This window comes from Citrobacter sedlakii NBRC 105722, from assembly GCF_000759835.1.
Taxonomy (GTDB): domain Bacteria; phylum Pseudomonadota; class Gammaproteobacteria; order Enterobacterales; family Enterobacteriaceae; genus Citrobacter_A; species Citrobacter_A sedlakii.
In genome coordinates this window covers 162612-175751 of sequence record NZ_BBNB01000012.1, presented here as the reverse complement: position 1 = coordinate 175751, position 13140 = coordinate 162612, and the positions used below count along the sequence as shown (strand labels likewise).

15 protein-coding genes are annotated in these 13140 nt (G+C 51.8%); 11 read left to right on the top strand and 4 right to left on the bottom strand.

Translation table 11 applies throughout. From position 1 onward, the window contains the following. Positions 1 to 28 precede the first annotated feature (28 nt). The 6 genes from CSE01S_RS16615 (at position 29) to CSE01S_RS16590 (ending at position 3751) form a co-directional block, all read left to right on the top strand. Complete coding sequence (locus tag CSE01S_RS16615) at positions 29 to 286, top strand: hypothetical protein (RefSeq protein WP_217997763.1); 258 nt, start codon at positions 29 to 31, stop codon at positions 284 to 286. 113 nt (positions 287 to 399) lie between these two features. Then, positions 400 to 720 (top strand): metalloregulator ArsR/SmtB family transcription factor, encoded by a 321-nt coding sequence (locus CSE01S_RS16610; protein ID WP_042290953.1) that lies wholly within the window; start codon positions 400 to 402, stop codon positions 718 to 720. Positions 721 to 761: 41 nt separating this feature from the next. Then, positions 762 to 2051 carry an arsenic transporter gene (locus CSE01S_RS16605; RefSeq protein ID WP_042290797.1) on the top strand — a complete coding sequence of 430 codons (1290 nt, stop codon included), beginning with the start codon at positions 762 to 764 and terminating at the stop codon, positions 2049 to 2051. 12 nt (positions 2052 to 2063) lie between these two features. Then, positions 2064 to 2489 carry a glutaredoxin-dependent arsenate reductase gene (gene arsC / locus CSE01S_RS16600; RefSeq protein ID WP_042290796.1) on the top strand — a complete coding sequence of 142 codons (426 nt, stop codon included), beginning with the start codon at positions 2064 to 2066 and terminating at the stop codon, positions 2487 to 2489. A 163-nt stretch (positions 2490 to 2652) separates the two neighbouring features. Further along, entirely contained in the window at positions 2653 to 3192 is a 540-nt protein-coding gene (locus CSE01S_RS16595; RefSeq protein ID WP_042290794.1) for a DUF2058 domain-containing protein, read from the top strand. Between the two features lie 76 nt (positions 3193 to 3268). After that, positions 3269 to 3751: a cold-shock protein gene (locus CSE01S_RS16590; protein ID WP_042290793.1), complete on the top strand. Its 483-nt coding sequence runs from the start codon at positions 3269 to 3271 to the stop codon at positions 3749 to 3751. A 42-nt stretch (positions 3752 to 3793) separates the two neighbouring features. On the opposite strand, the gene CSE01S_RS16585 is transcribed toward CSE01S_RS16590, so the two are convergent. Together CSE01S_RS16585 and ypdA are read right to left on the bottom strand one after the other, a co-directional pair. Beyond that, positions 3794 to 4528 (bottom strand): LytR/AlgR family response regulator transcription factor, encoded by a 735-nt coding sequence (locus tag CSE01S_RS16585; RefSeq protein WP_042290791.1) that lies wholly within the window; start codon positions 4526 to 4528, stop codon positions 3794 to 3796. 14 nt (positions 4529 to 4542) lie between these two features. Continuing rightward, on the bottom strand, positions 4543 to 6237 hold the full coding sequence (ypdA, locus tag CSE01S_RS16580; RefSeq protein ID WP_148365428.1) for a two-component system sensor histidine kinase YpdA: 1695 nt from the start codon (positions 6235 to 6237) through the stop codon (positions 4543 to 4545). Positions 6238 to 6623: 386 nt separating this feature from the next. On the opposite strand from ypdA, the gene alaC reads away from it, so the two are divergent. After that, positions 6624 to 7862: an alanine transaminase gene (gene alaC, locus CSE01S_RS16575; RefSeq protein ID WP_042290790.1), complete on the top strand. Its 1239-nt coding sequence runs from the start codon at positions 6624 to 6626 to the stop codon at positions 7860 to 7862. A gap of 156 nt (positions 7863 to 8018) precedes the next feature. Here alaC and ypdK read toward each other — a convergent pair whose 3' ends face one another. Further along, on the bottom strand, positions 8019 to 8090 hold the full coding sequence (gene ypdK, locus CSE01S_RS23140; protein WP_010723117.1) for a membrane protein YpdK: 72 nt from the start codon (positions 8088 to 8090) through the stop codon (positions 8019 to 8021). 367 nt (positions 8091 to 8457) lie between these two features. Then, a complete protein-coding gene (gene lpxP / locus CSE01S_RS16570) occupies positions 8458 to 9378 on the bottom strand; it encodes a kdo(2)-lipid IV(A) palmitoleoyltransferase (protein WP_042290789.1) in 921 nt (306 codons plus the stop codon). A 421-nt stretch (positions 9379 to 9799) separates the two neighbouring features. Between lpxP and CSE01S_RS16565 the strand changes: the two genes are divergently transcribed. The 4 genes from CSE01S_RS16565 to CSE01S_RS16550 all read left to right on the top strand — a co-directional run bounded on the left by CSE01S_RS16565 (position 9800) and on the right by CSE01S_RS16550 (position 12765). Further along, positions 9800 to 10042, top strand: a complete 243-nt coding sequence (locus tag CSE01S_RS16565; protein WP_042290787.1) for a YfdY family protein — start codon at positions 9800 to 9802, stop codon at positions 10040 to 10042. Positions 10043 to 10457: 415 nt separating this feature from the next. Next, positions 10458 to 11225 carry a basic amino acid ABC transporter substrate-binding protein gene (locus CSE01S_RS16560; protein ID WP_042290786.1) on the top strand — a complete coding sequence of 256 codons (768 nt, stop codon included), beginning with the start codon at positions 10458 to 10460 and terminating at the stop codon, positions 11223 to 11225. Between the two features lie 66 nt (positions 11226 to 11291). Continuing rightward, positions 11292 to 12056: an amino acid ABC transporter permease gene (locus tag CSE01S_RS16555; protein ID WP_042290784.1), complete on the top strand. Its 765-nt coding sequence runs from the start codon at positions 11292 to 11294 to the stop codon at positions 12054 to 12056. After that, positions 12043 to 12765: an amino acid ABC transporter ATP-binding protein gene (locus tag CSE01S_RS16550; protein WP_042290782.1), complete on the top strand. Its 723-nt coding sequence runs from the start codon at positions 12043 to 12045 to the stop codon at positions 12763 to 12765. Before CSE01S_RS16555 ends, CSE01S_RS16550 begins: the two co-directional genes overlap by 14 nt. The last annotated feature ends 375 nt before the right edge of the window (positions 12766 to 13140 follow it).

The following is a 13140-nucleotide window of genomic DNA, read 5'->3' as shown; positions in this document are numbered from 1 at the left end:
CATGACCTGAATGTTGTCGATTGGCTATATGAAGCTGACATGGGAAAACACGCTTCCTGACACAGATAGCCAGGACATTCTTCTCAACAAACTCTCTCTGGATAGCCGCGAGACCCATACGCATTATGGTCAGCGTATGTTTGAAAAATCATCGAACTTGCCCGTGGCCGCCAAAAAAATTATTGATGGCTGGAAGGGCCTGAGGACAATGACCACGCTAATCGGTTTTACGCCCGACTGGGTATGTTGCGCATTAGGGACACCGTTTTCGAAGGCCTTGTCGTAACCATATCTTCTCCCCCCTGACGCGCCTTAACTGAGTGCTGTGACAGCCCCATCATTTCAATGCGCACAAATATGATTTACCATATGTGTCTGGAAAGGCTTATGGAGCGAGAAATGCGGCAACCTGTTCAACTTTTCAAAATTCTCTCGGACGAAACCCGACTCGCCATTGTCATGCTACTTCGGGAATCCGGGGAGATGTGCGTTTGCGAAATCTGCGCGGCTACCGCCGTCTCACAGCCTAAGATCTCGCGGCATATAGCGATTCTGCGCGAGGCCGGGCTTGTCCTTGACCGTCGTGAAGGTAAATGGATCCACTATCGTCTGTCACCACATATGCCGGCGTGGGCGGCCGAGACGATCGCGATCTCCTGGCAGTGTCTGCGCGACGACGTGCGTGACGGGTTGGCGAAGTCTGCCCGCACCTCCTGTTAAATCAAATATCATATACGTATAAACATATGTTGGAGCCTGAAATGCTGTTGGCAGGGAGTATTTTTTTACTTACGCTGGTACTGGTTATCTGGCAACCCAGGGGGCTCAGTATCGGCTGGAGCGCGACGATCGGGGCAGTTCTGGCGCTGGGCACGGGCGTCATTCATTTCGATGATATCCCCGTAGTCTGGAATATCGTCTGGAACGCGACCGCCGCTTTTATCGCCGTGATCATTATCAGTTTGTTACTCGATGAGTCCGGTTTCTTTGAATGGGCCGCGCTACACGTCGCCCGATGGGGGAAGGGACGTGGGCGCTTGCTGTTCACCTGGATAGTTTTGCTCGGCGCCAGCGTTGCCGCGCTGTTTGCCAACGACGGCGCCGCGCTGATCCTGACGCCGATCGTTATTGCGATGCTGCTTGCGCTGGGCTTCAGCAAAGGCGCCACGCTGGCCTTTGTCATGGCGGCGGGGTTCATCGCAGATACCGCCAGTCTGCCGCTGATTGTTTCTAACCTGGTGAATATCGTTTCGGCCGATTTCTTCAGTCTGGGCTTTACGCAGTACGCCTCGGTTATGATCCCCGTGGATCTGGCCGCGATTGCCTCGACGCTGGTGATGTTGCACCTTTTCTTTCGCCGGGATATTCCGGCAACGTATGAGATCTCCCGACTCAACGCTCCCGCCAGTGCGATTAAAGATCCGGCGACCTTCAGAGCAGGCAGGATGGTTCTTCTGTCCCTGCTTGTCGGTTTCTTTGTTCTGGAACCGTTGGGGATCCCCGTCAGTGCGATAGCGGCAGTGGGCGCGGCAGTGCTGTTCGCGGTGGCGAAAAGAGGCCGTGTGATTAATACTGGCAACGTCCTGCGCGGCGCTCCCTGGCAGATCGTGATTTTCTCGCTGGGTATGTATTTGGTGGTTTACGGACTACGCAATGCGGGACTGACGCTCTATCTGTCTGGCGTGTTGAATCTGCTGGCGGACAAAGGGATCCTCGCCGCAACCTTTGGGACCGGCTTCCTGACGGCGTTTCTTTCGTCGGTCATGAATAATATGCCGACCGTGCTGATTGGCGCGCTGTCGATTGACGGGAGCGCCGCGAATGGCATCGTCAAAGAAGCGATGATTTATGCCAATGCGATCGGCTGCGATTTAGGGCCGAAAATCACGCCTATTGGCAGCCTGGCGACTCTGCTGTGGCTGCATGTGCTGGCTCAAAAGAATATGACCATCACCTGGGGCTATTACTTCCGCACGGGGATCGTCATGACCCTGCCTGTGCTGTTTGTGACGCTCGCCGCGCTGGCCTGGCGGCTCTCTGTCACTTTTTAATGAGATACTGAAATGAGCAACATTACCCTTTATCACAACCCGGCCTGCGGCACTTCCCGTAACACGCTGGAGATGATCCGTAACAGCGGTCACGAACCGACAATTATTTATTATCTTGATACCCCGCCCACCCGCAATGAACTGAGTAAGCTCATTGCCGATATGGGGATAACGGCGCGTGAGTTATTGCGTCAGAACGTTGAACCGTATGCCCTGTTGGGCCTTGAAGAAGACCGCTTTACCGACGAGCAGTTGATCGATTTTATGCTTCAGTATCCGATCCTGATTAATCGACCGATCGTGGTCACGCCGCTTGGCACCCGCTTGTGCCGGCCTTCGGAACGTGTGCTGGATATTCTTCCTGACGGTCAGAAAGGCGCATTTACCAAAGAAGATGGAGAAAAGGTGATTAACGAGACAGGGAAACGGCTGAAGTAATCTGCCGCCGCGTGACGTTATCCAGGGGAACAGACAACCCGTTTTAAGCGGCAATGTCAGCGGCGTTCCTCGTGCTGATTATCGTCATCCCGAAAAATCGGTCTGCGCTACGTCAGCTTGCAGGTATAATCACAAAAACTCCCTAACAGATTCAGACGGCAAGATGACAAAACTTACCTTACAGGAGCAAATGCTCAAAGCGGGACTGGTCAGCAGTAAAAAGATGGCTAAGGTCCAGAGAACGGCGAAGAAATCACGTGTTCAGGCGCGGGAAGCCAGAGAAGCGGTGGAAGAAAATAAAAAAGCCCAGCTTGAGCGTGACAAGCAACTCAGCGAGCAGCAGAGACAGGCCGTTCTGGCGAAGGAACTGAAAGCGCAGGTGAAGCAGCTCATCGAAATGAACAGGATCACCGTGGCCAAAGGCAATATTGGTTTTAACTTCACCGACAATAATCTGATCAAAAAAATCGACGTTGATAAGCTCACTCAGACGCAGCTGATCAATGGTCGTCTGGCCATTGCCCGTTTGGTCAACGACAGCAACGGCGAAAATGAATACGCGATTATTCCGGCGAGCGTTGCCGATAAGATTGCCCAGCGTGATGCGAGCTGTATTGTCCTGAACAGCGCGTTGAGTGCGGAAGAAGCTGAAGAAGACGATCCGTATGCTGATTTCAAAGTGCCTGATGATTTGATGTGGTGATGAACGGCTATTCATCCCGGCCTTTAGGCTTTACACTGCGCGCGTTAAAATAATCCGGTATGAACAACAGGCGGTAATGGCGATGAACGGAACAATCACAACGTGGTTTAAAGATAAAGGCTTCGGATTTATCAAAGATGAAAATGGCGATAATCGCTACTTTCATGTGATTAAGGTCGCCAATCCGGAGCTGATTAAGAAAGATGCTCAGGTTACCTTCGAACCCACCACCAACAACAAAGGGCTGTCGGCGTATGCGGTGAAGGTCATTCCGGACAGCAAATATATTTACATTGCGGGCGAGCGGCTTAAGCTTACCTCGATCAAATCGTTTGTGGTCTTCAGCGAAGAAGTGCCTGTCGATGCCCCCATCGATAAAGAAAATGCGGTGTTGTCGGTCGGTGTTCTGATGAGCAATATCCGTCCAAAATCTGCCGTGAAGCCGGGCGAGATGCGGACCGTGAAAAAGCTGGCGATCACCACCTTTCAGGGAACGACGTTGATCTTTTCCGAAGATGAGATTGACGTGGACGCCACGGTGAAGTTGCTCAAAATCTAACATTGCGGCGTGCAAACGGGCGCGATGCGCCCGGTTACCCCTTCACAGATGCATAAGCTGTCTGAACTCTTTCACCTTACTCCGGCTCACCGGCACCTCAAATTCCAAATCTTTCAGCCGCAATATATAGGTATTGTTGAACCAGGGTTCGATCTCGCGAATTTTATTCAGGTTAACGCAGAACGAACGATGGCAGCGGAAGAAATGGGCAGGCGGCAGCTTATTGCAGAACTCCGTGAGGTTGACAGGCATAACGTATGAATCACGCCGCGTATAAACAAACGTCATTTTTTCATGCGCTTCGGCGTAATAAATATCGTTGATCGGCGTGACGATGATCCGCTCGTCTTTAACCAGATTGATGGTGTCATTTTCCCGTATAACCGCGCCCGCCGTTGCTGCGCCGGACTGCTGCAGGTGCCAGGCTGCTTCCAGTTTTTGCAGCATTCCAACAATGCGGGACTCCTGATACGGCTTGAGAATATAGTCAAATGCTTCCAGTTCAAACGCTTCCACCGCATGCTCTTTCCACGCAGTGATGAACACAATAAAGGGCTTATGCGCGAACTGACTGATATTCTGCGCCAGCAGCACGCCGTCGAGGGACGGGATGTTGATATCCAGAAAAATGGCGTCGACGCGGTTATGCTGTAAAAACTTCAACACGTCCAGCCCGTCGTCAAACGTGCCGACAATATCCATCTGGCTATGCTCTTTAATCAGCCAGCTCAGTTCCTGCTGGGCAAGGAATTCATCTTCAACAATGATGACTTTCACTGTATTCCTCCGGATTAAAGCAATAACGTGGCCGGTGAGGCGGCAGTCCGCTGATTGGGAACATAAAAGGCAATCTCGGTGCCCGGTTCCAGACGCCGTATATGCAGGCCCTCCCCGTATAACAGCTTAACGCGATGATGGACGTTAAGCAGACCGATTTTATTGCCAGGCATTTCATTGGATTCGACGCGCGCGATCACTTTCGGGTCGATGCCGTGACCGGTATCGCGCACCGCGATGCGCACCCGATTGCCGCATTCCGCCACGCTGATGGTCACCACGCCTTTCCCTTTACAGGGCTGAATACCGTGGACAATAGCGTTTTCCACCAGCGGCTGAATCAGCAGGCTGGGAATCGCGCAGTTAACCTCTTCGTCGATGTCATATATCACCGTCAACTTATCGCCAAAGCGGGCCTGCTCAATGGCGATATAATCTTTTATCTGATACAGCTCTTTCTTTATGTCGATCTGTTCGTCGTCTTTTAATTCGATGTTATAGCGCAGGTATCGCGACAGGTTAAAAATCAGCTGACGGGCGGTGTCCGGATTCAGTCGGATCGACGACGATATCGCGTTCAGCGCATTAAACAGGAAATGAGGATTAATTTTACTTTGTAGCGCGCGAAGCTCTGCCTTATTTGCCATTTCCCGCAGTTGTTCAGTGCGCGACACTTCCAGTTGGGTCGAAATGATCTGCGACAGTCCCACCGCCATCTCCTGCAGGGATGAAGTGATCTGGTGCGCATGGCAGTAGTAAATCTTCAGCGTACCGGTCACCACACCTTTTTCCCAAAGCGGAATCACCAGCATCGAATGAATTTCCGGCGTTCGGTGCGCTTCATCATTGTTTTTAATAATGATTTTTCCGTAATTGATCGCCTGCCGGGTGGTGGGGCTAATCATGTCGTCGCGATCGCGGTAGTTTGTTTCACCGACGCCTACATAGGCCAGTACATGCTGAGTGTTGGTGATCGCCACGGCGTCGGCATGAATATCATGGCGAATGATTTCGCAGATCTGACGTAGCGATTCGCTGTTCACGTGGCGAAACAGGGGCAGGGTTTTGTTAGCGATGTCCAGCGCCAGTTTGGCCTGGCGCGCCGCGCTGGCCTCTTTTTCCCCTTCAACGCTTCGCACCAGCAGCACAATAAAGCCAATGCAGACGCTGCCGAGGATCATGGGAATGCCGATCTTGGAAACGATATCCAGCCCCAGAGCGGTCGACGGCGCCCAGACGATCACCAGAATCATGGTCAGCGTTTCGCACAGCATGCCGCCTAATATCCCCACGCGCCAGTGCTGCGCTTTAGGGACCCGACGGTTGATCCAGCCTGCGATGCAGCCTGCCAGTATGCTGGTGATAAAGCAGGGGACGGCGGTGACGCCGCCGATATCGATCAGATAGCGGTGGGTACCGGCAATCACGCCGGTGATGATGCCTACCCAGGGACCAAACAGAATCCCGCCGGACATCACGGCGATGATCCGCACGTTCACCAGCGAACCTTCTACCGGAACGCCTGACCAGGTGCTGAACAGGGCGAACAGCGAAAAAATCGCGGTGACGGCGAGTAGCTCTTTGGGCGTATGGGCCGACTTATGCAGCAGTTCGCGAAACAGTCGGATGCGGATAAGAAAGAACAAGCAGAAAAGCATCAGCGCTGCCCGATCAAACACCGCCAGCAGCATAGTAAATATTTCGTGCACGGAGGACTCTGGCCAAAAGGGGAAAACACTATGATAGGTAACCGTGGCGCCGATCACCAGCGTACTCATCAACCTTTCTAATGAGGAAAAACCCTGTTTTCAAAAGGGGATAGTTAATAAAGCGGTTTAATGACAGGGTCCTTGCAAAAACAGTATGCAGATTGGTTATTAGTTTAAGGACAAAATGTTATTAAAAAGTAACCTTCGAAACCAGTAAAACTACGAAGTTTCCCCGTTTAAAATAGTACTTCCCCTTTTTGTGGGTGAAAAAATATTTTCCTTTCCCTCTCGACAGCGAGAAATTATTCAGGCTATTTTCTAAGCGTGCCACCATCGTGGCAGCGTCGCTCGGACGGTCCGGGCGCTAACGTTAATCTGAGGAAATTATGGCTGACTCTCGCCCTGAACGTCGCTTTACGCGTATCGATCGTCTCCCTCCCTATGTGTTTAACATCACAGCTGAACTGAAGATGGCTGCGCGTCGGCGCGGCGAAGACATTATCGATTTCAGTATGGGAAACCCGGACGGCGCGACGCCGCCTCACATTGTCGAAAAATTGTGCACCGTAGCCCAGCGCCCGGATACGCACGGTTATTCCACCTCTCGCGGTATACCGCGCCTGCGCCGGGCGATCTCCCGCTGGTATCAGGAACGGTATGCGGTCGATATCGATCCGGAATCTGAGGCTATTGTTACCATCGGTTCGAAAGAGGGGCTGGCCCACCTGATGCTGGCTACGCTCGATCATGGCGATACCGTGCTGGTACCCAACCCCAGTTATCCCATCCATATTTACGGCGCGGTGATAGCCGGTGCCCAGGTGCGATCGGTGCCGTTGGTGGAAGGCGTCGATTTCTTCAACGAGCTTGAGCGTGCGATCCGCGAAAGTTATCCGAAGCCGAAGATGATGATTCTCGGTTTTCCATCGAACCCAACCGCCCAGTGCGTGGAACTGGAATTTTTTGAGAGGGTCGTGGCGCTGGCGAAGCGCTATGACGTGCTGGTGGTTCACGATCTGGCCTATGCCGACATCGTGTATGACGGCTGGAAAGCGCCGTCGATCATGCAGGTGCCCGGTGCGCGCGACGTGGCGGTGGAGTTTTTCACCTTGTCGAAAAGCTACAACATGGCGGGCTGGCGCATTGGTTTTATGGTCGGCAACAAAACGCTGGTCAGCGCGCTGGCGAGAATTAAAAGTTACCATGATTACGGCACTTTTACGCCGCTGCAGGTCGCGGCGATTGCGGCGCTGGAAGGAGACCAGCAGTGCGTGCGAGACATTGCTGAGCAGTACAAGCGCCGCCGCGACGTTCTGGTGAAAGGGCTGCATGAAGCCGGGTGGATGGTCGATATGCCCAGGGCGTCTATGTATGTGTGGGCAAAAATCCCGGAACAGTATGCGGCAATGGGGTCGCTGGAGTTCGCCAAAAAACTGCTGAATGACGCAAAGGTCTGCGTGTCACCGGGCATCGGTTTTGGTGACTATGGCGATACGCACGTGCGCTTTGCGCTCATTGAGAACCGCGATCGTATTCGTCAGGCTATCAGAGGTATCAAAGCAATGTTCCGCGCGGACGGGCTGTTGCCTGCTGCGGCAAAGTCCGTTTCTGAATCCGCCAGCTAAACCACCGTTTTAGCGGTGTACCGGGCGGGTGGACATCTTGCCTGATGGCGCTGCGTTTATCAGGCCTTCAGCCGTAAACTCTTAGAGCAATGACATAACGCCGACAAAAGCAAACAGGAGCCTGGCGGCTCCTGTTTTTTTGCTGCATTGCTGTCTTTAGATCATCAGGGCAAACGTACCGGCCCAAACGATGACCATAAAAGAAATGCCCATAAAGAAATATTTCACGTTTCATCTCTCCGCGTCGTGACTGATACGCCTGAATGAATTTTCATCTCATTTGATTATAGAGAGCCGGTACCCGCAACACGGAAACTCGGAATGTTCCCGAACTGACCTCTGGCACCGCCTCAGAATTCTGTGCTTCTTTGCTCCAGACGGCGCTAATGTACGCCTAAAAATGGAGTGAGACAAGTGGCATTTTCTTATTTACTTTTAGTAACTTACAAGTGTCGTGATTCGGCGACAGTTTAATTTCTGCCGGTAATAAATTGCACTTCAGCGACGCCAATATCAGGGCAGAAGAGACGCAATAAAACCGGAATAAAATCAAGGTTATTCTGGTTGCAGCAATAAAAAAGGCCTTGCGGCCTTTTTAAACGTAGAGGGATGCTTCACCTAACGGACGGGTTTTGAAGCGGCGGTGGATCCAGAGATACTGCTCCGGCGCGCGCATGATCTCTTTTTCGATGATTTTGTTCATGTAGGCTGCCGCCTGGCTTTCATCCGTCGGATAGCCTTCCATTTGTGGGGTGATATACAGACGATAACCGTGGTTGTCGGCCTTTCTCACCATCGTGACGGTGAGCATTGCCGCCCCCGACAGTCGTGACAGCACATAGGTACCATTCGTTGTAGCGACATTCTTCACGGCGAAGAAAGGTGCGAAGGAACTGCCTTTCGGGCCGTAATCCTGATCCGGCGCAAACCACACGGCTTCGCCTTTTTTCAGCGCGCCGACAATACCGCGAAGGTTGTTTCTGCCAATCATCGCTTTGTTGGAACGCATACGGCCCCGGGTTTGCACCCACTCCATCAGCGGATTGTTATGCGGACGGTAGGTCGCCATCATCGGCTGGCAAAGACCCATGACGCGTCCTCCCAGCTCCAGCGACATAAAGTGTACGCCCACAACCATAACGCCGCGGTTCTGCATCTGGGCGCGTTTCAGGTTATCCAGGCCTTCAACGTCAAACCATTTACGCACGCGACGGTCGGGCCAGAACCAGGCCATGCCGGTTTCCAGCAGCGCCATACCGAGCGAGCGGAAATTTTCAACGATCATCGTTTCCCGCTGTTCGGCGGTATAAGACGGAAAGCAAAGCTCAAGATTTTTACGCGCAATGGATTCGCGGCGTTTCAGAAACGGACGGGCGAGCGTACCGGTACGGGTACCAAGCGCGCGCAGGACAGGGTAAGGCAATTGCACCAGTAACCAGAGAACACCCAGACCAAACCAGGTGAGCCAGTAGCGCGGATGCAAAAACGCGCGGGAAAATTTGCATGTTGGGAACATAGAGACCTTCTGCCGATAATAAATGTTGTATCGCAGAAGATGTGGAGTCCAACGCGGTACACTCAATTCTTAGTCCATCATGTACGACAATGGTTCCCGTAAAGAGTGTAAAACTGCTTCAGGATAAAACCACGAGGGGCATGAATGCTGGACACATAATGTACCATCACCCGATCAACGTCAGCTACAAATAATTAATCAAGAAGCGTAAATATTTTTATGGTGAGGATAAAATAATTACGCTGTTTATAATTGGTTGTTTTTAAGGATGTTAAAAAAGAACAATACGGAATATTCGCATAACGTACGGTTGTTAAATAAAAGTTGCAATATTTGCCGAGGCTATCGCTTTGGCATAAGATGGAAAGTGTAAGGAGAGTAAGGGCTTACGCTACGGCTACACGCAAAAGGAGGCACGGCGATGATCTTTTTCTGGGCGTTTCTGGCGGTAAGTATACTGGGCGTTAGCGGCTATGTCGGCCAGGTTTTAGGCTGGGGTTCCGCCGTCTGCGCCTTCATCGGGATGGTTGCGCTCGCCGCTATCATTTACTATCTGACGATGTGGTTGACCGTTGGTGACGAAATGGTCACGGGATTGTTTCTTTTCCTTTCTCCCGCCTGCGGCCTGATGATTCGTTTTATGGTGGGCTACGGAAAACGTTAATTAATCTGAAGGTAATGTACTTTCATTTGTATGCGGCATTGTTATTTTTATTTCACCGGCATTCGCATTCATGCGCATAATAATCTGAGAGTGCGAATGCCATTTTCAGATTGATCGCGTAAATGGAACATAGCCGTGGCTATCTTTTTCAGAATCTGCTTTTTTAATGACAATTATCCTAATAATAATCTTTAGGCCAGTCGCAGGTTGGCTTAAATTAACCTTAAGCAGTACTCAGAAAATTCTTCATTATCTTCATCTACACATATCGGCGCGCCGTTTTCCGTCTTTTTTAGTCTCCCTTGATCCTCATTCTCCATTGATAAACAGCCTGCCCAGATAGTGTTTGCATCAGAACCGTTGTGTGTGTATTTTTATGCAATAAATGTGCATAAAAACAATGAAGGAGCGTCAGATGTTCAGTAAGTGGATGAAAGCAGGCTGTTTGATGATCGCCCTGACGGGCGCAGCGATGGCGGCGCAAGAGACATACGTCGTGGGTGCTGGCGGAACGTATCGCCCGTTTGAGTTTGAAAACAGCCAGAAACAACTGGAAGGCTTTGATATCGACATCATTAAAGCTATCGCCAAAGCGGAAAATTTCGAGGTCAAACTGGTCAACACGCCGTGGGAAGGCATTTTCGCCACGCTAAATTCCGGGGATCGCGACATTATCATTTCAGGCATCACCATCACCGATAAGCGCAAGCAGATGGTCGATTTTTCCCATCCTTACTTCCCGGCTGAGCAGTCGATCGTTGTTCCTGCTGATTCCACTGTGACCTCCCTGGCATCGCTAAAAGAGGAAAAGGTCGGGGTGGTGAACTCCAGCACTGGCGACATCGTGGTATCCGGTGTACTGGGTAAAAACAGCACGGCGATTAAACGTTTTGACAACACCCCGTTAATGCTGCAGGAGCTGTTTGAAGATGGCGTAAGCGCGGCGGTGGGCGATGTTGGCGTGGTGAAGTATTACATCAAGCAGCACCCGGAAAAACAGTTCAAGCTGGTACCCGATGCAAAATTCGAACGTCAGTATTTTGGCATTGCGGTTGCCAAAGGTAATACCGAGCTGCAACAAAAAATCAATGCCGGGCTGAAGAAGATTATCGCTGACGGCACCTACGATAAAATCTACAAAACCTGGTTCGACAGCGAAGTGCCGACGCTTCCCGCTGAGTAACATTTTCATTTTCTTTCTTTTTAGGCTGACACGCAGTGAGTGTCAGCCTTTTTGCAGGGGAATACCATGACGGGATTTCGTTGGGAAATCATCCAGGAGTATGCGCCGCTCTTTATGGAAGGCGCGTGGATGACAATTAAATGCACAATCATTTGCGTCTTTCTCGGCACGCTCTGGGGTCTGACGCTGGGCCTTGGCCGAATGGCGAAGGCCGAACATGGCTTCTGGAAGTATGCATTGCGCTATCTGGTTCAGTTTCCGGTGCGCTTTTACGTCAGCGCGTTTCGCGGCACGCCCCTGTTTGTACAGATCATGGTGGTCCATTTTGCGCTGGTTCCCCTGTTCATTAACCCGCGTGACGGGATACTGGTGACCAGCGGAATCATGAGCGCGGACGTTGCCCGCGAACTGCGGTCGGGCTATGGCGCGTTTTTATCCTGTATCGTCGCCATTACGCTGAACGCAGGCGCTTACGTTTCTGAAATCTTTCGTGCGGGGATCCAGTCGATTGACCCTGGACAAATGGAAGCCTCACGCGCGCTCGGAATGCCATGGTGGAAAACCATGCGCAAAGTGATTCTTCCACAGGCCTTTCGCCGTATTCTTCCGCCACTGGGCAATAACGCTATCGCGATTGTCAAAGACTCCTCTCTGGCGTCGGCCATCGGGCTTGCCGATCTGGCGTATGCGGCGCGTACGGTCTCGGGCGCCTACGCCACTTACTGGGAACCCTATCTGACCATTTCGCTGGTGTATTGGGTGCTCACCTTCCTGCTCGCGCAACTGGTTAATCGTCTGGAAAAGAGGTTCGGTAAAAGTGATCCACATTAAAAATTTACATAAACACTTTGGCGACAACCCTGTGCTGCGCGGCATTGATTGTGACATTCAGCCGCAAGAGGTGGTGTGCATCATTGGGCCTTCAGGGTCAGGCAAAAGTACATTTCTGCGCTGCATGAACGCGCTGGAATCGGTGACGGAAGGCGAAGTGGTGGTGAACGGCTTTGCGGTACACGATCGTAAAACCGATCTCAACAAAATGCGAGAAAGCGTCGGAATGGTGTTCCAGCGTTTTAACCTGTTTCCGCATATGACGGTGCTGGAAAACCTGATCATGGCGCCAGAAATGCTTCAGGGGGTGTCGCGTAAAGAGGCGATCGGCCGGGCTGAAATGCTGCTCGAAAAAGTCGGACTGAGTGATAAACGCGATGCCTGGCCGTCCCGTTTATCCGGTGGACAGCAGCAGCGCGTCGCGATTGCCCGCGCGTTGGCGATGAACCCGTCAATTATGCTTTTTGATGAGCCGACCTCGGCGCTGGACCCGGAACTGGTCGGTGATGTGCTGGAGGTCATGAAAAAACTGGCCGATGAAGGGATGACGATGGTCATCGTGACCCATGAAATGGGCTTCGCCCGGGAGGTCGCGGATCGGGTGATTTTCATCGACCACGGCGTTATTCAGGAAGAAGGCTCGCCGGAGACGCTCTTTACTTCGCCGGCTAATCCCCGCACCGCCGAATTTCTGAGTAAAGTGCTGTAAGGCCGGAAACCTGCGGAACGGCATCAACGCCTTCTGCGTCGTCGCACCACTCAACGTGCGGGCTGAGTCAGGGACAGTGATTTTCTGCCCATGCTGCGCCCGCACGATTTCCGTCATACCATGAATCGGCAAGCCGCGGAGAGAACTATTAGGGCATAAACAGGGAAGGGGGAAGTGAATGAGAAAGTGTCCCCTGCAGGAACCATTAAACATTGTAACTCTATGATTTTTAGTGCTTATTTTTCTGCTATAGCAACGGCAGGGATATTGTGAGGGATATATGTTTGATGTCGAGTTCTGAACATTTCTGCATAATGTGCTCCTCTGTTCGGAATAATGATACTACTGCTGGTATTACTCGGTTCATTGGTAATT

Excerpts from the sequence above, each read along its gene's own strand:
- lpxP (WP_042290789.1), bottom strand. The coding sequence starts at position 9,378 with ATGTTCCCAACATGCAAATTTTCCCGCGCGTTTTTGCATCCGCGCTAC.
- CSE01S_RS16595 (WP_042290794.1), top strand. The coding sequence starts at position 2,653 with ATGACAAAACTTACCTTACAGGAGCAAATGCTCAAAGCGGGACTGGTC.
- CSE01S_RS16610 (WP_042290953.1), top strand. The coding sequence starts at position 400 with ATGCGGCAACCTGTTCAACTTTTCAAAATTCTCTCGGACGAAACCCGA.
- CSE01S_RS16555 (WP_042290784.1), top strand. The coding sequence starts at position 11,292 with ATGACGGGATTTCGTTGGGAAATCATCCAGGAGTATGCGCCGCTCTTT.
- CSE01S_RS16565 (WP_042290787.1), top strand. The coding sequence starts at position 9,800 with ATGATCTTTTTCTGGGCGTTTCTGGCGGTAAGTATACTGGGCGTTAGC.
- CSE01S_RS16560 (WP_042290786.1), top strand. The coding sequence starts at position 10,458 with ATGTTCAGTAAGTGGATGAAAGCAGGCTGTTTGATGATCGCCCTGACG.
- alaC (WP_042290790.1), top strand. The coding sequence starts at position 6,624 with ATGGCTGACTCTCGCCCTGAACGTCGCTTTACGCGTATCGATCGTCTC.
- CSE01S_RS16590 (WP_042290793.1), top strand. The coding sequence starts at position 3,269 with ATGGCGATGAACGGAACAATCACAACGTGGTTTAAAGATAAAGGCTTC.
- CSE01S_RS16615 (WP_217997763.1), top strand. The coding sequence starts at position 29 with ATGAAGCTGACATGGGAAAACACGCTTCCTGACACAGATAGCCAGGAC.
- CSE01S_RS16605 (WP_042290797.1), top strand. The coding sequence starts at position 762 with ATGCTGTTGGCAGGGAGTATTTTTTTACTTACGCTGGTACTGGTTATC.
- arsC (WP_042290796.1), top strand. The coding sequence starts at position 2,064 with ATGAGCAACATTACCCTTTATCACAACCCGGCCTGCGGCACTTCCCGT.